19 protein-coding genes are annotated in these 19,112 nt (G+C 67.5%); 15 read left to right on the forward strand and 4 right to left on the reverse strand.

The window, feature by feature from the left end:
- The first annotated feature begins 33 nt into the window (after window positions 1-33).
- From GcLGCM259_RS02495 to GcLGCM259_RS02510, 4 genes are all read left to right on the forward strand, one after another.
- Entirely contained in the window at window positions 34-1,419 is a 1,386-nt protein-coding gene (locus GcLGCM259_RS02495; RefSeq protein WP_138925661.1) for an aminotransferase class III-fold pyridoxal phosphate-dependent enzyme, read from the forward strand.
- Between the two features lie 196 nt (window positions 1,420-1,615).
- On the forward strand, window positions 1,616-2,599 hold the full coding sequence (speB, locus tag GcLGCM259_RS02500; protein ID WP_138925662.1) for an agmatinase: 984 nt from the start codon (window positions 1,616-1,618) through the stop codon (window positions 2,597-2,599).
- A 1-nt stretch (window position 2,600) separates the two neighbouring features.
- Window positions 2,601-4,274 carry a thiamine pyrophosphate-binding protein gene (locus GcLGCM259_RS02505; protein WP_138925663.1) on the forward strand — a complete coding sequence of 558 codons (1,674 nt, stop codon included), beginning with the start codon at window positions 2,601-2,603 and terminating at the stop codon, window positions 4,272-4,274.
- A gap of 228 nt (window positions 4,275-4,502) precedes the next feature.
- Window positions 4,503-5,009: a GNAT family N-acetyltransferase gene (locus tag GcLGCM259_RS02510; RefSeq protein WP_138174782.1), complete on the forward strand. Its 507-nt coding sequence runs from the start codon at window positions 4,503-4,505 to the stop codon at window positions 5,007-5,009.
- A 19-nt stretch (window positions 5,010-5,028) separates the two neighbouring features.
- Here the strand turns inward: GcLGCM259_RS02510 and GcLGCM259_RS02515 are convergent, their stop codons facing one another.
- Window positions 5,029-5,976, reverse strand: coding sequence for an inositol monophosphatase family protein (locus GcLGCM259_RS02515; RefSeq protein WP_246049704.1), 948 nt, complete (start codon window positions 5,974-5,976; stop codon window positions 5,029-5,031).
- 122 nt (window positions 5,977-6,098) lie between these two features.
- Between GcLGCM259_RS02515 and GcLGCM259_RS02520 the strand changes: the two genes are divergently transcribed.
- The 5 genes from GcLGCM259_RS02520 (at window position 6,099) to GcLGCM259_RS02540 (ending at window position 11,804) form a co-directional block, all read left to right on the forward strand.
- A complete protein-coding gene (locus GcLGCM259_RS02520; RefSeq protein ID WP_171021134.1) occupies window positions 6,099-6,845 on the forward strand; it encodes a GntR family transcriptional regulator in 747 nt (248 codons plus the stop codon).
- A gap of 95 nt (window positions 6,846-6,940) precedes the next feature.
- Complete coding sequence (locus GcLGCM259_RS02525) at window positions 6,941-8,086, forward strand: CaiB/BaiF CoA transferase family protein (RefSeq protein ID WP_138174778.1); 1,146 nt, start codon at window positions 6,941-6,943, stop codon at window positions 8,084-8,086.
- A 79-nt stretch (window positions 8,087-8,165) separates the two neighbouring features.
- Window positions 8,166-9,350 carry an acyl-CoA dehydrogenase family protein gene (locus GcLGCM259_RS02530; protein WP_138174776.1) on the forward strand — a complete coding sequence of 395 codons (1,185 nt, stop codon included), beginning with the start codon at window positions 8,166-8,168 and terminating at the stop codon, window positions 9,348-9,350.
- A 110-nt stretch (window positions 9,351-9,460) separates the two neighbouring features.
- The gene (locus tag GcLGCM259_RS02535; protein WP_138925664.1) at window positions 9,461-10,918 is read left to right on the forward strand and encodes an aldehyde dehydrogenase family protein; all 1,458 of its coding nucleotides are present in this window, start codon (window positions 9,461-9,463) and stop codon (window positions 10,916-10,918) included.
- Window positions 10,919-10,946: 28 nt separating this feature from the next.
- A complete protein-coding gene (locus GcLGCM259_RS02540; RefSeq protein WP_138174772.1) occupies window positions 10,947-11,804 on the forward strand; it encodes a 3-hydroxyacyl-CoA dehydrogenase family protein in 858 nt (285 codons plus the stop codon).
- 99 nt (window positions 11,805-11,903) lie between these two features.
- On the opposite strand, the gene GcLGCM259_RS02545 is transcribed toward GcLGCM259_RS02540, so the two are convergent.
- Window positions 11,904-12,344, reverse strand: a complete 441-nt coding sequence (locus GcLGCM259_RS02545; RefSeq protein ID WP_054820856.1) for a pyridoxamine 5'-phosphate oxidase family protein — start codon at window positions 12,342-12,344, stop codon at window positions 11,904-11,906.
- 99 nt (window positions 12,345-12,443) lie between these two features.
- On the opposite strand from GcLGCM259_RS02545, the gene GcLGCM259_RS02550 reads away from it, so the two are divergent.
- From GcLGCM259_RS02550 to GcLGCM259_RS02560, 3 genes are all read left to right on the forward strand, one after another.
- Window positions 12,444-13,562 carry an App1 family protein phosphatidate phosphatase gene (locus tag GcLGCM259_RS02550; RefSeq protein ID WP_138174770.1) on the forward strand — a complete coding sequence of 373 codons (1,119 nt, stop codon included), beginning with the start codon at window positions 12,444-12,446 and terminating at the stop codon, window positions 13,560-13,562.
- A 4-nt stretch (window positions 13,563-13,566) separates the two neighbouring features.
- Window positions 13,567-14,037 carry an acyl-CoA thioesterase gene (locus tag GcLGCM259_RS02555; RefSeq protein ID WP_138174768.1) on the forward strand — a complete coding sequence of 157 codons (471 nt, stop codon included), beginning with the start codon at window positions 13,567-13,569 and terminating at the stop codon, window positions 14,035-14,037.
- 66 nt (window positions 14,038-14,103) lie between these two features.
- Entirely contained in the window at window positions 14,104-14,958 is an 855-nt protein-coding gene (locus tag GcLGCM259_RS02560; RefSeq protein WP_171021090.1) for a siderophore-interacting protein, read from the forward strand.
- 422 nt (window positions 14,959-15,380) lie between these two features.
- Here GcLGCM259_RS02560 and GcLGCM259_RS02565 read toward each other — a convergent pair whose 3' ends face one another.
- Complete coding sequence (locus GcLGCM259_RS02565; RefSeq protein WP_171021091.1) at window positions 15,381-16,262, reverse strand: DNA-3-methyladenine glycosylase family protein; 882 nt, start codon at window positions 16,260-16,262, stop codon at window positions 15,381-15,383.
- Window positions 16,259-16,852: a DNA-3-methyladenine glycosylase I gene (locus tag GcLGCM259_RS02570; RefSeq protein ID WP_138173448.1), complete on the reverse strand. Its 594-nt coding sequence runs from the start codon at window positions 16,850-16,852 to the stop codon at window positions 16,259-16,261. Before GcLGCM259_RS02570 ends, GcLGCM259_RS02565 begins: the two co-directional genes overlap by 4 nt.
- Window positions 16,853-16,936: 84 nt before the next feature.
- On the opposite strand from GcLGCM259_RS02570, the gene GcLGCM259_RS02575 reads away from it, so the two are divergent.
- The 3 genes from GcLGCM259_RS02575 to GcLGCM259_RS02585 all read left to right on the forward strand — a co-directional run bounded on the left by GcLGCM259_RS02575 (window position 16,937) and on the right by GcLGCM259_RS02585 (window position 19,106).
- The gene (locus tag GcLGCM259_RS02575) at window positions 16,937-17,311 is read left to right on the forward strand and encodes an ArsR/SmtB family transcription factor (RefSeq protein WP_281283955.1); all 375 of its coding nucleotides are present in this window, start codon (window positions 16,937-16,939) and stop codon (window positions 17,309-17,311) included.
- Window positions 17,301-18,221 carry a cation diffusion facilitator family transporter gene (locus GcLGCM259_RS02580; RefSeq protein ID WP_246049706.1) on the forward strand — a complete coding sequence of 307 codons (921 nt, stop codon included), beginning with the start codon at window positions 17,301-17,303 and terminating at the stop codon, window positions 18,219-18,221. The genes GcLGCM259_RS02575 and GcLGCM259_RS02580 overlap by 11 nt, the downstream gene beginning before the upstream one ends.
- Before the next feature lie 135 nt (window positions 18,222-18,356).
- Complete coding sequence (locus GcLGCM259_RS02585; protein ID WP_054820852.1) at window positions 18,357-19,106, forward strand: ABC transporter ATP-binding protein; 750 nt, start codon at window positions 18,357-18,359, stop codon at window positions 19,104-19,106.
- Window positions 19,107-19,112: the final 6 nt, after the last annotated feature.

Below are 19,112 nucleotides of genomic sequence, written 5' to 3' on the forward strand. Positions count from 1 at the left end.
CGCGTGTCACCGACGGATCATAGCGTGGTTCCCATGACTGAAACCCTGCCTTCCGCCGTGCTGTCCCCGCTCGCTTCGAACCCTGCCGCCGACAGCGCCCACCGCCTGCCCCAAAGCCGCCATCTGGCCACCCAGATCCCCGGCCCGCGTTCCCGGGAACTGCATGACCAGAGGCTGGCCGAGGTCAGTGACGGCTTTGGGATTACCCTGCCGGTGTTCGTGCAGCGCGCCGACGGCGGGATCATCGAGGACGTGGACGGCAACCGGCTGATCGACTTTGCCTCCGGGATCGCGGTGACCTCCCTGGGCGCGGCCAACCAGCGCGTTGCCCAGCGGGTGGCGCAGCAGCTGGAGAAGTTCACCCACACCTGCTTCATGGTCAGCGAGTACGAGTCCTTCACCCGCGTCTGCGCTTGGCTGAACCGCAACACCCCGGGTGACTTCGCCAAGCGCACCGCATTGTTCTCCACCGGCGCGGAGGCCGTGGAGAACGCGGTGAAGATCGCCCGCGCGGCCACCGGACGGCCGAACATCCTGGTCTTCGACGAGGCCTACCACGGACGCTCACTGCTGACCATGGGGATGACATCGAAGGTCAACCCCTACAAGCTGAACTTCGGGCCCCTGCCCGAGCACATCGTGCGCGCCGCCTCCGCGAACCCGCTGCGTTCGCAGGGCCGCGACGTCCACGAGCTGCTGGCCCTGGTGGAGCAGCAAATTGTGGAGCACGGGGCACGGAGCTTTGCGGCCATGGTGATTGAGCCGATCCAGGGCGAGGGCGGGTTCATCGTCCCGATGCCCGGTTTCCTGCCCGGGCTGCGGGCCCTGGCGGACAAATACGGGATCGTGCTGGTGCTAGACGAGATTCAGGCCGGGATCGGACGTACCGGCAAGCTGTTCGCCGCCGAACACGAGGACGTGGTCGGGGACCTGGTGCTCACCGCCAAGGCGCTGGCCAACGGCGTGCCGCTCTCCGCGGTGACCGGGCGGGCGGAGCTGATGAACGCGCCGCACGCCGGAGGCCTGGGAGGCACCTACGCCGGGAACCCGCTGGCCTGTGAGGCGGCGCTGGCGGTCTTCGAGCAGTTCGAGGACGGCAGCGTGCTGCGCAACGCCCGGCGGATCGAGGAACTCACCCGCCAGATGCTGGAGCCGCTGGTGGACTCCACCGACAGCGTGGCCCAGGTGCGGGGGCGCGGGGCGATGCTGGCCGTTGAATTCGCGGACCGCGACACCCTGGCCCCGCGCCCGGAACTGGCAGCGGCGGTGTCCCAGGCCTGCCACGCGGCCGGGGTGCTGACGCTGACCTGCGGCACCTACGGCAATGTGCTGCGGCTGCTGCCGCCGCTGGTGATCGGCCAGGAGCTGCTGCGCGATGGGCTGCAGGTGCTGCGCCAGGCGGTCCTGGACCTCGCCTAGGCGCCATCCACGCCATTTTTAGGGGCCGGCCGAAGACCGGGAACGCGGCAGACCGCGTCGGTCTTCCGCCGGCCCGCGGCGTCCGTAGCGGACCCTCACCCTTGACGGGACGGGCAGGGGAAAATAGCATATTCGACAACGAGAGTTTCCTATTGGAAAACAGAGGTTTTCCCCTTCAGCGTCGAAAGGACCAGCCGTGGAAGAAATCCGTATCGAGGAAAACGGCAAGCTCGGACCCATCAATGCCGCACTGATCCCGCGCTACGCCGGTGCCGGAACCTACGCCCGGCTGCCGCGCCTGGACCAGGTTGAAAAGGCGGACATCAAGATCGTCGGCGTCCCGTTCGACACCGGGGTCTCCTACCGTCCCGGTGCCCGCTTCGGCTCCACCCACGTGCGCGAGTCCTCCCGCCTGATCCGCCCCTACAACCCGGCCGTGGACATCTCCCCGTTCGCGCTGAGCCAGGTCGCCGACGCCGGGGATATGGCGGTGAACCCGTTCAACATCAACGAGGCCATCGAAGCCATTGAACACAACGCCCTGGAACTGACCGAGGACGGGGCCTCGCTGGTCACCATCGGTGGGGACCACACCATCGCCCTGCCGCTGCTGCGCGCCGCCTCCCAGCGTGCCGGCGGACCGGTGGCGCTGCTGCACTTCGATGCGCACCTGGACACCTGGGACACCTACTTTGGTGCCGAATACACCCACGGCACCCCGTTCCGCCGCGCGGTGGAAGAGGGCATCCTGGACACCGAGGCCATCAGCCACGTCGGCACCCGCGGCCCGCTGTACGGCAAGAAGGACCTGGAGGACGACAAGCGCTTCGGCTTCGGCATCGTCACCAGCTCGGACGTGTACTACCAGGGGGTGCGTGAAATCGTGGACAAGCTGCGCGACCGCATCGGCAACCGCCCGCTGTACATCTCGGTGGACATCGACGTGCTGGACCCGGCCCACGCCCCGGGCACCGGAACCCCGGAAGCCGGCGGGATCACCAGCCGCGAGCTGCTTGAAATCCTGCGCGGGCTGCGCGGGATGAACATCGTCGGCGCGGACATCGTGGAAGTGGCCCCGGCCTACGACCATGCCGAGATCACCGGCGTGGCCGCCTCCCACGTCACCTACGACCTGATCAGCCTGATCAGCGACCTGCGCCACGGCAAGGGAATGAAATAGCATGTCCAACACCGCGCAACGCAACGGCGGGGACCTGGTCATTGAGACGCTCAGCGCGCTCGGTGCCAGGACCGTGTTCGGAATTCCCGGGCAGCACGCGCTGGGGCTCTTTGACGCGCTCTCCCGCTCGGACCTGCATTTCGTCTCCTCCCGGGTGGAGAACAACTCCGCCTTCGCCGCCGACGGCTATTCCCGGGCCACCGGGGAAGTGGGCGTGCTGTTCCTCTCCACCGGCCCCGGGGCGCTAACCTCCCTGGCCGGGCTGCAGGAAGCCTACGCCACCGGCGTGCCGATGGTGGTGGTGGCAAGCCAGATTCCGGTGGATGGACTGGGCGCCCGGCGCAAGGGCATGCTGCACCAGCTTGATGACCAGAAGGCCTCGGCCGCGAACGTCACCAAGTTCCAGCGCACCGTGCACCACGCCTCCTCGATCCCCTCGGCCATCCAGGACGCCTGGGCCGAGGCGATCACCGTGCCCATGGGCCCGGTCTGGGTGGAGGTGCCGCAGGACGTGCTGCTGGCCCCGGTCATGGTCCCGCCGGTGCGTGATGCGCTGGCCGAGGCCTATGAGCACCCGCCACGCATCGAGCTGATCGAGGAGTCGGCCCGCTGGCTGGCCGGGGCCCGGCGCCCGGTGATCGTGGCCGGGGGCGGCGTGCGCCGCTCCGGCGCGCAGCAGGCGCTGGCGCAGGTCGCCGAAACGCTGCAGGCCCCGGTGCTGAGCACCCCCGGCGGCAACGGCGCGTTCGGGTGGGACCACGAACTCTCCCTGCAGTCCTGGGTGGAGGACCGCTACGTCACCGAGGTCCTGGAGGACGCGGACGTGCTGATCGTGGTCGGCTCCTCGCTGGGCGAGGTGACCAGCAACTACTTCACCCTGACCCCGCGCGGGCGGATGATCCAGATTGACGCCGAACCGCGGGTGCTGGAATCCAACACCCCGGCCCTGGGGCTGCGCGCCGATGCGAAGGCCGCGCTGGAGTTCCTGGCCGAGGAACTGCGGCGCACCGGGCACCAGGCCCGCGTGGACTGGCACGGCCAGAGCCCGCAGCAGCTGGTGGCCCAGACCCTGGAAAAGGTGCAGCGGCGCCTGGATTCGCAGGACCTGGACAAGGAACGCCGGTTCATGGCCGACATCCGCCAGGCCGTGCCGGAGCGGATGCAGACCTACTGGGACATGACCATCGCCGCCTACTGGGGCTGGAGCTGCTGGGACGCCCGCCAGGGCCAGTTCCACTCGGCGCAGGGGGCCGGGGGACTGGGCTTTGGCTACCCCGCGGCCATCGGCGGTGCCGTCGGGCTGGAAACCCAGGGGCTGGGCCACGCCGAGGCGCGGGTGCTGGCCGTCTCCGGTGACGGATCGGCCATGTACTCGATCGCCGAACTGGCCACCGCCAAGCAGCACAACGTCCCGGTCACCTGGCTGATCGTGGATGACGGCGGCTACGGCATCCTGCGCGAATACATGGAAGGGGCCTTCGGCAAGGCCACCGCCACCGAGCTGGCGCGCCCCGACTTCGTGGCCCTGGCCGAGTCCTTCGGGATTCCGGCCCGCCAGGTCCCGGTGGAGGAGGTCGGGCAGGCGCTGCGCGAGTCCTTCGCCGCCGAGGGGCCAAACGTCGTGGTGGTGCAGACTCTGCTGAAGATGTTCGCTCCCACGCATCTGGAAGCGTAAGCCACCGCGGCGTGCCGCGCAGCACCGGGCACCAGCAATGAACACCAAGGGGGGCCTGCCGTGGGCAGACCCCCTTGGTGTTTGGCGGCAGCAGGGCAGTGGGTCCACCCGTGCCGAAGCGCCGGCTGATCCTGGCCCCGCACGGCCGGGAACAGCTGCTAGGCCCGGGTCCACGATCCGTTCCTGAGCTACCCGCAGCTCCATGGAAGACCCACGAACGGAGCAGCCGTGCCCTCAGACCTTCTCAAGGTCGATCCCACCCAGGCGGGCCCTGAACTGCCCGCCACCGAAGATGCGCGGATCCAGCCGATCCATCCCCGTCACGCCGCGGACTTGGCGGCCGCCTGCCTGGCCGCGTACCCGCCCGAGGTGGCCGCAGCAACGCTGCACGACGCCACACGAGAAATGGAGCAGACCTTCGCCAACCACTACGGGCGGTTGCTGCCCGAATGCTCCAGCGCTGCCGTACCCGGTGCACGGGCGGTCGGTGCCGTCTTTGTGGTCCAGCGATCCATCTGGGATCCCGGACTTCCCGGTCCCTTTATCATCGACCTCTTCGTGGCCCCCGCTGAGCGGGGACGGGGGCTGGGCCGCGCCCTGGTGCTGGGGGCGCTGTCGGGCTGCGCCCGCAGCGGGCACCGCACGCTGAGTCTGCGGGTGGGGGAGGGCACCTCGGCCGCGGCCTGGAACCTCTACCGGCAACTGGGGTTCTGCCCCATCCCCTGCACCGGGTAGGTGGGGGCGGGCAAGGGTGCTAGCGGCCGTGGCGTGCGGCGGCGGACCGGTGCTCGGCAATGCGCTGGGCGGCGGTGCGCAGGCTGGGGTAGTCGGCGCCCGGACCCTGGGCGATGAATCCCGGGGCCAGGTGGTCCGGGCCCGGCTCGCCGCCGTGATGCAGGCCCCGGTAGCTGCCCCCGCTCATGCGCACCAGGTGGGCCCCGGCAGCCACGTCCCAGGCCTTGGTGTCAAAGCCGATGGTGGCGTCGGCCCAGCCGGCCGCCACGTGTGCCAGGGCCATCGCCGCGGAAACCTTGCGCCGCACGGTCGCGAAGTCCAGGACCCACTGGCCAAAGAGGTCCAGGGCAATCCTCCCGTCGGCCGCGATCGCCTCGGCCGATGGGTAGTCGGTCATCAGGTTGGCGTGCTGCTGGCCGGGGCGCGGCCGCGGCCGCAGCGGCTGCCCGTTCAGGAACGCGCCCTGGAGGTTGGCGCTGAACTCATCGCCGGTGACCGGGTCGATCACCACCGACGCCACCAGCTCATCGTCGATGGCCGCGGCAATGGAGACGCAGAAGAATGCGATGCCGTGCACGAAATTGCTGGTTCCATCCAGCGGGTCCACGATCCACTGGATGGGCCCCGAGGGATCGCCGGTGGGCAGATCCTCCACCGTTTCCTCGCCCAGCACCCAGGAGTCGGGGCAGCGGGAGAGCAGCTCACGGGTGAGCAGCAGTTGGCTGCGCCGGTCCAGTTCGGTGACCAGGTCGTGGGTGTTCGTCTTGTGCTCGGCCCCGATTCCGGTGCGGAAGTTCTCCCGCAGCAGCCCGGCGGCCTGGCGCCCGGCTTCCAGGGCAACACCGCGCAGCCGTTCGGCCAGCTGCTGCCGTTGCGTGCACGACGGGACCGTCGGCGGCTGCCGGGGGTCGGTTGCCTCGATGGTCGCGGGACGCGGAGCGCGGTGCCTTGATGCCTGGGATGCCACGCCTCCAGCCTAGCGCCCCGACGCGCTGCACCCTCGTTGCGCGGGCCGGGGAACCGGGCGCGCGGGATGGAACCGGCCGATGCGCCGACCCGGCCCGGGCGAAGCAAGATAAGCTTCTGGCCATGAGTAGCATGCAACCGATCGTGCCCAAGGTGTCGTTGACCGAACAGGTGACCACCATGATCCGTGCCGCCATCGTCTCCGGAGAGATGAAGCCGGAGGAGCACTACTCGGCGATCGCCATCGCCGAGAAGCTCGGCGTTTCGCGCACCCCGGTTCGCGAGGCCCTGCAGCTGCTGGAGAAGGAAGGCATCGTCACCGTGGCCAAGAACCGCGGGGTACGGGTCAATCAGATCTCCCTGGACGATATCGTCGAGGTCTTCCAGGTGCGCCTGGCCGTGGAACCGCAGGCCGCGGCGCGCGGGGTGCTCAACGCCAGCGACGCCGATATCCGCACCCTCACCGAGCTGCACCAGCGGATGCTGCAGATCGGCGAAACGGGGGACGGGCGGGCCACCCTGGAAGCCGACAAGCAGTTCCACCTCTACCTGTTGGGGTTGGCAGGAAACGCCAAGCTGGATGCGATCATCAGCGAGCTGCGCAATCTGGTGCTGGCCCACGGGCAAACCACCATCCCCCAGGCCCGCACCAGCCAGGAGCTGGCGGGGGACCGGGATGAGCTCATCGAGGCCATCACCCAGCGTGACCCGGCGGCGGCGGCCACCGCGATGCGCAACCACGTCATGCGCACCGCCCAGCTGCTGATCCGCTCGGTCTGTGCCCGCACCCCCGGCCTGGATGCCCAGAAGTTCATTGAACGCCTGGACCAGCTGATGCTCCTGCCGGAGAACTGCCCCAACCCGCAGTAACTTTGGCTCCGCCCCTTGTCGCCGACGACCACCTGATCTAGAGTTGCATGCAACATGTAACAACGATGTTGGCTGATGAAAAGGTGGTCTAGCCGATGACCCAACCACTGCAGGGAATCAAGGTCGTTGACCTCTCCCGGATCCTGGCCGGGCCCTTGTGCACCATGACACTGGCCGACTTCGGCGCCGAGGTGATCAAGGTCGAAAGCCCGGCAGGCGACGAAACCCGCAGCTGGAAGCCGCCGGTCACCGACGCCGGGGTCAGCACCTACTATTCGGCGGTCAACCGCAATAAGCAGGCAGTAGTCGCCGACTTTGCGGATCCGGCCCAACTGCAGGCCCTGCTGGAGCTGATCCGCGACGCGGATGTGCTGGTGGAAAACTTCCGGCCCGGGGTCCTGGCCAAATTCGGCCTGGACTACCACAGCCTCGCCGAACTCAACCCCCGTCTCGTGTACTGCTCCATCTCCGGATTCGGCGACAAGCAGGGGGCTGCGCTCCCCGGCTTCGACCTGCTGGTGCAGGCCGTGGGCGGGCTGATGAGCATCACCGGTGAGCCGCAGGGCACCCCCTCGAAGGTCGGGGTCGCGCTGGTGGACGTGCTGGCCGCCCAGAACGCCACCACCGGAATCCTGCTGGCACTGCGCGAGCGGGACGCCAGCGGGCAGGGCCAGCAGGTGAACATCACCTTGATGGGTTCCCTGCTGTCCGGGCTGACCAACCAATCCAGCAGCACGCTGGCCACCGGGCGGTCCCCGGCCCGAATGGGCAACGCCCACCCCAGCATCGCACCCTACGAAACCTTCCGCACCGCCGACGGGGTGGTGGCCATCGCCGTGGGCAATGACCGCCAGTTCGCGGCCCTGCTGCGCGAACTGGGACTCGAGGCACTGGGGCAGGACCCGCGCTTTGCCGAGAACAGCTCCCGGGTGGCGCACCGTGAAGAGCTCAAGGAATTAATCGAGAACGCCACCGTCACCCGCCCGGCGGCGTACTGGGCCGAAGCGTTGATGGGGGCCGGGGTCCCGGCGGGCAAGGTGAACTCGATCGCCGAGGCCATAGACTTCGCCCGCGACCTCGGGCTGGAACCCACCGCCCTGATCCGCGACCGGCACACCGCGCAGGAAACACGGCAGATCGCCAGCCCCATCGGGCTCTCCCGCACCGGCGCCCAGTATCACAGCGTGCCCCCGGCCCACGGCCAGCACCAGCAGCTGCTGCTGAACCCCACCGGCAGCTAGCGCCACCGACCCGGGCCCGGCGCCCGCACCGGCCGGGCCACTACCCACCCAACCCCTCTTCCGTTTCAAGGAGCACACCATGACCACGACCACCACCGGCACCGCCCTGGATCCTTCGGACCTGATCAACTTCGATGCGCTGCTCAGCTCCGAGGAGCTCGCGCTGCGCCAGCAGGTGCGCCAGTTCGTCGCCGAGAACATCAAGCCGAACATCGCCACCTGGTACGAGAAAGCCGTCTTCCCGCTGGAAATCGTGCCGGAAATGGCCAAGCTCGGCCTGCTGGGCATGCACCTGGAAGGCTACGGCTGCGCCGGGCGCAGTGCCGTGGAATACGGGCTGGCCGGTGCCGAACTGGAGGCCGGGGACTCGGGGCTGCGCACCTTCGTCTCCGTGCAGGGCTCCCTGGCCATGAGCGCCATCTACAAGCACGGCTCCGAGGAGCAGAAGCAGCAGTGGCTGCCGCAGATGGCCGCCGGCGAGGCCATCGGCTGCTTCGGGCTGACCGAGCCCACCGCAGGCTCGGATCCCTCCAGCATGACCACCTTCGCCCGCCGTGACGGGCAGGACTGGGTGCTGAACGGAACCAAGCGCTGGATCGGGCTGGCCAACGTGGCCAAGGTCGCCGTCATCTGGGCGCAGACCGATGAGGGGATCCGCGGTTTCGTGGTTCCCACCGACACGCCCGGGTACTCGGCCACCCCGATCGAGCCGAAGCTGTCGATGCGCGCCTCGATCCAGTGCGAAATCGAGCTGAGCGACGTGCGCCTGCCCGCCGATGCGGTGCTGCCGCACGTCACCGGGCTCAAGGGGCCGTTCTCCTGCCTGAACGAGGCTCGCTACGGCATCATCTGGGGCTCCATGGGCGCCGCCCGGGACGCGTTCGAGGATGCCCTGGCCTACTCGCAGACCCGCATGCAGTTCGACAAGCCGCTGGCCGGCTACCAGATGACCCAGCAGAAGCTGGTGGACATGGCCCTGGAAATCAACAAGGGCTTCCTGCTGGCCCTGCACATTGGCCGGATGAAGGACGCCGGAACCCTGGACCTGCACCAGATCTCGGTGGGCAAGCTGAACAACTGCCGCGAGGCCATTGAAATCTGCCGGGAGGCGCGCACCATCCTGGGCGGCAACGGCATCACCATGGACTACTCGCCGCTGCGCCACGCCAACAACCTGGAATCGGTGCGCACCTACGAGGGCACCGATGAGGTGCACACCCTGATCCTGGGCAACAAGCTCACCGGGGTGCCGGCCTTCCGCTAGGACCGGCATTGCGTCGGGGCCGGCAAGTAGCCGCCCCGGCGCGGCGTCCCAAACACGAACCGTCACCAGCACCGCCTCCTCCAGCGGGCAGCATCTAGAAAGTCAGGCATATGAAGGAACAGAACACCGTGGTCGAGCTGCGTCAATTCCTCAATGGCCAGTGGGTTCCCGGCCAGGGGCAGCAGGTCAGCTCCAGTGCTGCGGCCATCCCCGAACGAACCCTCGCCCAGGGGGCGGCGGCCACCGCCGCACAGGTCGGGCAGGCCCTGGACGCGGCGCACGCGGCGTCCGCCGACTGGGCGGCAACCCCCATGGCCACCCGGGCCGGCTACCTGCAGCGGGCCGCAGCCTGGCTGCGTGAGCGCGCCGAACAGCTGGGCGCCGAGCTGTCCAGGGAGGAAGGCAAGACGCTGGCGGAGGGGATCGGTGAAGTCCGCCGGGCCGCGCAGATCCTTGACTACTATGCCGGGCAGGCCGAACGCGATGCCGGCACGGTGTTCCAGTCGCCACGGGCCGGGGAACAAATCCTGGTGACCCACAAGCCGCTGGGTGTGGTGGGGGTCATCACCCCGTTCAACTTCCCGATCGCTATTCCGGCCTGGAAGATCGCCCCGGCGCTGATCTTCGGCAACACCGTGGTGTTCAAGCCCGCCAGCCTGGTGCCGCTGCTGGCAATGCGGCTGGTCGAGGCCCTTCAGGCCGCTGGCCTGCCCGCCGGGGTGCTGAACCTGGTCATCGGTCCGGGCCGACTGGGCGATGCCATCATGGACCACCCGCGGTTGGCCGGACTGTCCTTCACCGGCTCCACCGGGGTCGGACGCCAGCTGTGCGCCGCCGGCGCGGCGCGCGGGGTCCCGGTGCAGGCCGAGATGGGCGGCAAGAACGCCTCGGTGGTGCTGGCCGACGCGGACCTGGAACTGGCCGTGGAGCAGGTGCTGTTTGGCGCGTTTCGCTCCACTGGCCAAAAATGCACCGCCACCTCACGGCTGATCCTGGACGCGGACATCGCCGAGGACTTCTTGGGCCGGCTCACCGCCCGGCTCGATGACTGGGTAACCGGGGACCCTCTGGACGCGGCGGTGCACATGGGTCCACTGGTGGATGCCCGGGCCCGCGATGCGGCCCAGCAGGGGCTGGAACGTGCCCTGGAGCAGGGCGCCAGCATCCGCTATCGGGGCGCCGCCCCGCAGGAGGCCGGGTTCATGCCGCCCATCATCCTGCAGCTGCCCGAGGGGCCGCGGGGGCGTGAGAACGCGGGATGGCGTGAGGAATTCTTTGCCCCCATCCTCTCGGTCATCCAGGTCGCCGGCGCCGAGCAGGCCTTCGCCGCCGCCCAGGACAGTGAGTTCGGGCTGAGCCTGGCGCTGTTCACCACCAACCTGGCCACGGCGATTTGCGCGCAACAGCAGCTTGATGTGGGTATTCTGCATGTGAATTCCGAATCGGCCGGGGCCGACCCGCACGTACCCTTCGGTGGGGCCAAGGCCTCCGGATACGGGCCGAAGGAACAAGGGGCCGCGGCCCGCGAATTCTATACGCACACCACCACCACCTACCTGCGCGGCTAGCACGGGCACGGGAATCGGAAGGACAACGATGCAGATACAGCGGATCCTGGTCATCGGGGCGGGAACCATGGGGCGCCAGATCGCCATGAGCGCGGCCCTGGCCGGCTACAACACCACCCTGAACGACATCTCCGGCGAGGCGCTAAAGGCCGCGGGGCGGGAACTGGATAAGTGGGCCGCGGGCCGGGTGGCCAAGGGCAAGCTGACCCAGGCCGATGCCGACGCGGCCCTCGCCCGGCTGGAACGCAGCACCGACCTGGACGCGGCGGCCGGCAACGCGGATCTGGTGATCGAGGCGGCCGTGGAGAAGCTGGAGGTCAAGAAGGCGCTCTTTGAGCAGCTGGGCCGCAGCACCCCGGCACACGCGATCCTGGCCACCAACTCCTCCACCTTGGCCTCCTCGCATGTGGCGCAGGCTTCCGGGCGCCCGGACTTGGTGTGCAACATGCACTTCTTCAACCCGGCCCTGGTCATGAAGTGCGTCGAGGTGGTGCGCAACGAACACACCAGTGACGCCACCGTGGAGGCCGTGATGCAGGTGGCGCGCGCCATGGGCAAGGACCCGGTGCTGGTGCAGAAGGAGGTCCCCGGGTTTGTCGCCAACCGCATGATGGGCGCGCTGCAGCGCGAGGCGCTGGAACTGGCCGCCAACGGGGTCGCCAGTTTCCTGGACATCGACACCACGGCCAAGACCGCGCTGGGACATCCGATGGGTCCCTTTGAACTGATGGACCTGGTGGGCATCGACGTCATCGACTTCATCGCCCAGGCCACCTACGCCGAGACCGGCGACGCCGCCGACAAGCCGCACCCGCTGATAGCCGAGAAGGTCGCCGAAGGCCGTCTGGGACGCAAGAGCGGCGCCGGGTTCTACGACTACTCCTAGCGTCGGGCACCGCCGATGGGAAACGTCAGGGGACCGCGAGAATTCCCGGTCCCCTGGCGTGGTGGCGCCCGGCGCGGGGCAGGGCGGGTGAAGCGGGAATCAGGCCTCGTCGGTAACCTCGGGTTGGGCGCCGAGGATGAAGTGGCGTCCGGAGATCCGCTCGACCTTGACCCGGACCCAGGCGTCCTTCAGGGTGGGGATCCACGGGGTGACGCCCGACTCGCGGGCCTCGCGGATCTCCTCCTCGCTTTCCAGCACGGCCGCGGTGCCGTGCACCACGACGCTCCAGGCTTCGTCGGAGAGCACCCCGTCGGCCTCGAAGGCGATGGAGGAGTTCACGGTCATTGCCGCGAGCTTGTTGCCCGGAGCGGTGCGGATGAAAATATAGCCCTTGTGCACGGCAAAATTCACGGGAACGATGTCGATGATGCCCGCCGCGGCGGTGGCAACACGTCCGTGGGCGCTATGGGCCAGCAATTCCCAGCACTGTTCCTCGGTCAGTTTAAGGACCGGATCGTCATTGTCGTGTTCAAATCTCATACCCTCAGTTTTCTACGTCCTGTAGAAAAAGTCCAGTGCATTCGGGCACAAATTTCTGGCGACACCCCCAGTCGGGGCCAGTCGTGAAAGACTGGTTGCATGACTCATGCTGCAACTGACGGCACCGCGCGCCATATTGCCGCACGCATGGAAGACGGCTTTCACCGCTGGCGCGCCCGTCGGGCTCAGGGCCGGGGGCTGCGTCCCATCATTATGCCGTATCTGGGTTATGGATACAGCAGCGGCGACGGGGGCTGGGTGCGCGTCTTCGCCCGGGTCGCCCTGGCGCGTCCGGGATTCTTCGAAAACGGGCGACACAAGGCCCAGATGATCGAGGACGGGATTCGCGGCTTTCGAAACTTCATTTCCCCGATCCTGCCTTACGCCGAGGTCATGGTCCACGTGGCCGGCCAGGACTTCAAGGTCCACGCCGACCGCGGCGGGGTGATTGATGCCAAGCTCAGCGTCGACCTGACCCCCGGGTGGCACCGGGTGGATGTCAGTGTGGCCCAGGGGGAAGGAGCCAGCACCGAGGTGCTGGTCATTGACGAAAACCAGCGCACCGGGGTGATCTGCGATGTGGACGACACCGTGGTGGTCACCGCGCTGCCCCGGCCGTTGCTGGCGGCCTGGAACTCCTTTGTGCTCTCCGAACATGCCCGGGTGCCCACCCCCGGGATGGCGGTCATGATGGAGCGGCTGGTCACATCGCGCCCCAACACCCCGACCATCTATCTTTCCACCGGCGCCTGGAATGTCGCGCAGACCCTGAACCGGTTCCTGAGCCGCAACCTCTATCCCCGGGGGCCCATGCTGCTCACCGACTGGGGACCCACTCCCAGTGCCTGGTTCCGCAGCGGAGTCCAGCACAAGGTGGACCAGCTGCGCCGCCTGGCCCACGAGTTCCCCAACATCCGCTGGGTGTTGATCGGTGACGACGGGCAGCATGACCCGAGCACCTACGCCGAGTTCGCTCGGCGCTATCCGCAGCACGTGCGTGCCATTGTCATCCGCCAGCTCACCCCATCCGAGGCGGTGCTGGCCGGCGGTCGCTCCCACGAGCTGCAAATGTCCACCCCGGACACCGACTGGGTCTACGAGGCCGACGGATCGCGCATCGCGCTGCGGCTGCAGCAACTGGGCCTGCTGGAAGGTGAAAAGCGTGGCGCCGCAGCCGCGCCGGAGTCCGGGAGCCAGGCCGATGACGGAAAGGGATAAAACGATGGAAGCCGGAACCGTATTGCGCGTCGAGGTCCCCATGCGCTGGGGCGACATGGATGCGTACGGGCACGTGAACAACGTGAACCTGATCAGGCTCATGGAGGAGGCGCGCATCGCCGGCTTTGGCGTGCCCGGGGGCACCGGCGCGCCGGGGATGCGTCCGAAGGTGGATATCTTCTCCGCCGTCCCGGCCGGGGTCCAGATCCTGGTGGTCGAACACCGCGTGCGGTACTCCAGACCGCTGGAATACCGCAACGTCCCGGTCAACGTGGACCTGTGGATCGCAAGCGTGAAGCCGGCCAGCTTCGATATCTGCTATGAATTCCGGGATCCCGTGGAGGACACCCTGTGTGTGCGGGCCACCACCACGCTGGCCTTCTTTGACACCGCCAGCTCGCGGGTACAGCGCCTGAGTGAGGCCGAACGCGCCGGGCTGGCACCCTTCCAGGGGCGGCCGGTCTTTGGGCGCTAGGTGCCGTTGGGCCCAAAAATGAATTAGGCTAGCTATATCTAACCTATTAGTTCAAGGGGTGTTTTTGTGGCCAAGAGTGATGGTCGTCGTCCGGTGCGTCCGCAGGTAGTGCTCGAAGTGGTGGCTCGCCAGCAGATCTCCGCGCACCTGGTGCGCCTGACCTTCGGCGGTCCAGGGTTTTCCGACTACCAGGACAAGGAGGTCACCGACCGCTACGTGAAGATCCTCTTCGCCAAGCCCGAGCTGGGGCTGCAGCCGCCCTACAACCTTGATGAGCTGCGGGCCATTCTCCCGGCCCAGGATCTGCCGGTACGCCGCACCTACACTGTGCGCAACGTGGACACCGAGGCCCGGACACTGGACATCGACTTTGTGGTCCACGGGGACGAGGGGCTGGCCGGGCCGTGGGCACGCGACGCGCAGGTCGGTGACAAGATCTGCTTCAGCGGTCCCGGCGGACGCTATGCGCCCAGCGCGGAGTACGACTTCCAGTTCCTGGTCGGGGACGAAACCGCGATCCCTGCCATCGCCTGCGCGCTGGAGGCCATGGATGAGGACATGGTTGGGCGGGTGATCATCGAGGTCAACGATGCCAAGGACGAAGTACAGTTCCAGGCGCCGAAGGGCATCGAGATCACCTGGCTGCACCGCAATGCGCCGTTCTCTCCGCAGACAACCATCCTTGAACAGGCGGTTCGCCAGGTGCCGTGGCCCGAGGGCAAGGTGCAGATCTTCTGCCACGGCGAGCGTGAGGTCATGAAAAAACTGCGCATGTACTTCCATGGGGAGCGCGAAGTGCAGCGCCAGGCGATGTCCCTGTCCGCGTACTGGGCCTACGGCCGGGTGGAGGATGAATTCCAGGCCGAAAAGCGCAGCGCCATCGGCCAGATCTTTGACGAGGAGCCGGCGCCGGCAAAATAGCGTCAGCGGCGGAAGATTCTAGGGGCCTGGCCCCGCAGTGGCTCGGAGCGACACCCGCTCCGGGCCGCTTTTTCTTAGATTAGACACACCTAAGAAAAGCTTTGAAAAATTAAGCCAGATGCACTTGACGTTATTGTGGTGGGGTGTCGTATGCTTAGTGCGGAGCCTTCCCCGTGTGTGGTCGGGGGAGGCGCTGACTTTGGTCGATGCGAGTCGACCAAGAGCCGTCACGGGACTTGCTCAATCCCCGGCGGTGGTCGGCCTAGCCGGCTTGAAGTAAAAGGGAAAGGGAACGGCTGACCTGCTCAGTCAGCCGATTCGCAGAATGAAGCGCATCAAGCATGCACGCCTTGATGCGCTTCTTCTGTTTTAAGTCCGGGTTTTGGCTGCGTGAGATTTGCCTGGGTGAGCCAGGGCCGTCCTCACATCGGTAGCGCACCTGCGCCTGGCAGAGCGCCAAGTTCGCCCGCGACCTTCCAGAGCAGCACGGTCGCCAGCGCGTTGTCCTTTTCCCAATCCAGCAGGGACGCCTTCTGCTCCCAGCCCAGCAGTTGCAGGGCGCGGCGCACCACCAGGTCCGAAGCCAAGAAGACGCGCGGGTCGCGCAGCCCGCGCAACGCCACATAATCCACCGTCCACGGGCCGACTCCCTTCAGGGCCAGTAGACTCTGGCGCAGCTGCGGGGCCGGGGCCTTCATCGACGGGCCGAAATCCAGGTACCACTGGGCCACCCGTTGCAAGGTTGCCGCCCGGGAGGCGGGGCACCTGATGATGGACACCAAATCGGGAACCGATGTTCCGGCGACCCTCGCGGCCTCTGGAAAGGCGTGGAACCCGCTCGCGTGCTCGACCCCCAGTGCCGTGACAAGCCGCAGCGCCAGCGTGCGGGCGGCACGGGTGGAAATCTGTTGACCCAGCACCGTAGTCACCAGGGCCTCAAAGAAATCCGGGTAGCTGATCAGGCGCAGGTGCGGATGCCTTCGGGCGCAGGCGCTGAGCAATGGATCCCTGGACAGGCGGCGCAATCCCGCAGTGCCGTCCTGCGCCAACCCCAGCCAATGGGTCACGGCGTCCCGCAGCCCTGCTTCGGCGCTCGCCGGCGCCTCGGTGGTCACCCCGACGCCGCCGGCATCTACCCGCAGCTCGGTCAGCTGCCAGCCGGTGGCCGTGCGCAACAGCCGGGTGATCGTGCCCTGCGCCGGATCCAGGGTTTCCTGAATGGGCAGTGAATGCACCTGCAGCACCTGGAACAGATGCGCCACATCCAGCGCCCCGGTGGAGGTGAGGCGGAACCGGTGCGTCACTGTCGCCAGATTCCGGAACTGCCGCGGCGGTGCGAACCCAGCAGGTGGGTGTCCACCATGCCGATGGCCTCCATCAGCGCGAACATGGTGGTGGGTCCCACGAACCTGAAGCCGGCCCGTTTCAGCGCCTTGGACAGCGCCACCGATTCGGGGCTCTGCGTGGGAATCTCGGCCAGGGTGGCCGGCTGTGGGGTGTGCTGCGGGCGGTGTGACCAAATTAGCTCCGATAATCCGCCGGCGGCGCGCAGGGCGACGGTTGCCCGCGCGTTGCTGATGGTGGCCTCAATCTTGCGCCGGTTGCGCACGATCCCCGCGTCCTGCAGCAGCTGGTCAATCTGCGATTGGCCGAAGGCCGCGACCGCGTCGGGGTCAAAGCCGGCGAATGCCCGGCGGAAGTCCTCCCGCTTCTTCAGGATGATCGCCCACGACAGGCCGGACTGGAAGGCCTCCAGGCTCAGGCGCTCAAACAGGCCGCGCTCATCGGTGATGGGCATGCCCCATTCGGTGTCGTAGTACTCACGCAGCAGCTCGCTGCTGGCTGCCCACGGGGGCCGCGCCAGCCCGTCGACCCCGATGATTAAATCTCCCATGCCACCATCCTGCCACTGCCGCCTGGCCCCGCTTGCCCTCGCGTCCGTTCCTGCTATCATCGTTATATGGCGATAATAGAGTCAGTGACCGATGAAGATGCGGGTGCGGTGACCCGCCGACGCACCGCGGCCCTCTTCCACTGCCTGGCCGACCCGATGCGGCTGATGATCCTGGAACACCTGAAGACCGGGGAGCACAAGGTCAAGGAACTGACCGAGCACCTGGGCCTGGCCCAAAGCACCGTGAGCGCCCATTTGGCGTGCCTGCGCGAAGGCAACCTGGTCAAGGCCCGTTCGGTGGGGCGTTCCAGCCTCTACTCGCTGAACGACGAGGCGGGGCTGCAGACCCTGCTGAAACACGCAGGACCGTTGGTGCGCGCCGAGCGGGGCGAGCACCACTGGCTCGACGAACACGAAGGCCCGAATTCCAACCAGGAGGCGCTGCACAGTGTCCCATGACCACTCCCATGACCACGGCCTGGCCGAGATGAACCGCAAACGCCTGGCCTGGGCGTTTGGCATCACCGCCACGATCCTGATCGCCGAGGTCGTCGGGGCGCTGCTGACCAACTCGCTGGCGCTGCTGGTGGACGCCGCCCACATGCTCACCGACACGCTGGGGCTGCTGATGGCGCTGACCGCCGCCAACCTGGTGATGCGCAAATCCACCGACCAGCGCACCTGGGGTTTCCGACGTGCCGAGGTGCTCTCCGCGACGCTGCAGGCGGCGCTGCTGCTGGCGGTGGGCATCTATGCGGCCATTGACGCGGTGCGCCGCATCTTTGAACCGGCCGAGATCCAGTCCACCGGCCTGCTGGTCTTTGGCGTAATTGGGTTGCTGGGCAACCTGGTTTCCATGTGGATCATCTTCGCCGGGCGGCAGGACAACCTGAACATGCGCGCCGCGTTCCTGGAGGTGCTGAACGACGCGCTGGGTTCGGTGGCGGTCATTGTGGCCGCAGTGGTCATCTGGCTGACCGGCTGGGCCACCGCCGACTCGCTGGCCGCACTGTTCATTGCCGCGCTGATTGTGCCCCGCGCACTGAAGCTGCTGGGGGAGACCACCCACATCCTGCTCGAATCCACCCCCCGGGGCCTGGACCTGCATGACGTGCGCCAGCACCTGGAGAAGCTGCCCGGGGTGTTGGCGGTGCATGACCTGCACGCCAGCCAGATCGCCTCGAACCTTCCGGTGCTCACCGCCCACGTGGTGGTGGCCGATGAAATGTTCTCCTCGGACTCCACCGGCGAGCTGCTGCGCCTGCTGCAGCAATGCGTCGCCGAGCACTTCGAGGTGAGCATCAGCCACTCGACCTTCCAGATCGAACCGGCCTCACATCGCCGGAGCGAATACCACGTGGACTGCTGATCGTGTGGGGCGCGTGCCTTGCGGCACTGCGACGGCCGGTGGGCGCAGCTCTCCACCCCTGGTATGACACTGTGGCGCCAAACACCGTTCATTTGGCCGATCCCTTGGTGGCATGCGGGTTTGTAGTCTTGGACTATGAATCAAGAAACCGTTGTGGAAACAGATTTCGCCGTGCAGGCCCGGGGCCTGACCAAGACCTACGGGCACGGCTCGACCCGTGTCGAGGCGTTGAGGAGCGTTGACGTTTCCTTCGTGCGTTCGCGCTTTACCGCCATCATGGGCCCCTCCGGCTCCGGCAAGTCCACCCTGATGCATTGCCTGGCCGGGCTGGACACCGCCGATGACGGGCAGATCCTGATCGGCGGCAAGAACCTGATGCAGCTCAGCGACGACCAGTTGACCGAGATGCGCCGCGAACAGATCGGCTTCGTCTTCCAGTCCTTCAACCTGGTGCCCACCATCACCGCGCGGGACAACATCCTGCTGCCGCTGGCGCTGGCCGGCAAGAAGCACGACCCGGCCTGGTTCGAGCAGGTGGTGGGGATCCTGGGGCTGAACGACCGCCTGGATCACAAGCCGCACGAGCTCTCCGGCGGCCAGCAGCAGCGTGTGGCCGTGGCCCGCGCCCTGCTCACCCGCCCCGAGGTGGTCTTTGGCGATGAACCCACCGGCAACCTCGATTCGCGCACCGGCGCCGAAGTGCTGTCCCTGCTGCGCGCCTCCACCCGCGAAATGGGCCAGACCATCATCATGGTCACCCACGACCCGGTGGCCGCCTCCTACGCCGACGAAGTGCTGTTGATGAAGGACGGGCAGCTGGTGGGCAAGCTGGCCGAGCCGACCGTTGCCTCGGTGACCGACGCGCTGGCCAACCTGGCGGAGTAGGACTGA

The organism is Glutamicibacter creatinolyticus, from assembly GCF_006094275.1.
Classification (GTDB): domain Bacteria; phylum Actinomycetota; class Actinomycetes; order Actinomycetales; family Micrococcaceae; genus Glutamicibacter; species Glutamicibacter creatinolyticus.

Bases quoted from the DNA above. Each gene is read 5' to 3' on its own strand.
- GcLGCM259_RS02545 (WP_054820856.1), bottom strand. From the start codon at position 12,344: ATGAGATTTGAACACGACAATGACGATCCGGTCCTTAAACTGACCGAG.
- GcLGCM259_RS02525 (WP_138174778.1), top strand. From the start codon at position 6,941: ATGACCCAACCACTGCAGGGAATCAAGGTCGTTGACCTCTCCCGGATC.
- GcLGCM259_RS02495 (WP_138925661.1), top strand. From the start codon at position 34: ATGACTGAAACCCTGCCTTCCGCCGTGCTGTCCCCGCTCGCTTCGAAC.
- GcLGCM259_RS02535 (WP_138925664.1), top strand. From the start codon at position 9,461: ATGAAGGAACAGAACACCGTGGTCGAGCTGCGTCAATTCCTCAATGGC.
- GcLGCM259_RS02555 (WP_138174768.1), top strand. From the start codon at position 13,567: ATGGAAGCCGGAACCGTATTGCGCGTCGAGGTCCCCATGCGCTGGGGC.
- GcLGCM259_RS02570 (WP_138173448.1), bottom strand. From the start codon at position 16,852: ATGGGAGATTTAATCATCGGGGTCGACGGGCTGGCGCGGCCCCCGTGG.
- GcLGCM259_RS02550 (WP_138174770.1), top strand. From the start codon at position 12,444: ATGACTCATGCTGCAACTGACGGCACCGCGCGCCATATTGCCGCACGC.
- GcLGCM259_RS02530 (WP_138174776.1), top strand. From the start codon at position 8,166: ATGACCACGACCACCACCGGCACCGCCCTGGATCCTTCGGACCTGATC.
- GcLGCM259_RS02505 (WP_138925663.1), top strand. From the start codon at position 2,601: ATGTCCAACACCGCGCAACGCAACGGCGGGGACCTGGTCATTGAGACG.
- GcLGCM259_RS02520 (WP_171021134.1), top strand. From the start codon at position 6,099: ATGAGTAGCATGCAACCGATCGTGCCCAAGGTGTCGTTGACCGAACAG.
- GcLGCM259_RS02585 (WP_054820852.1), top strand. From the start codon at position 18,357: ATGAATCAAGAAACCGTTGTGGAAACAGATTTCGCCGTGCAGGCCCGG.
- GcLGCM259_RS02540 (WP_138174772.1), top strand. From the start codon at position 10,947: ATGCAGATACAGCGGATCCTGGTCATCGGGGCGGGAACCATGGGGCGC.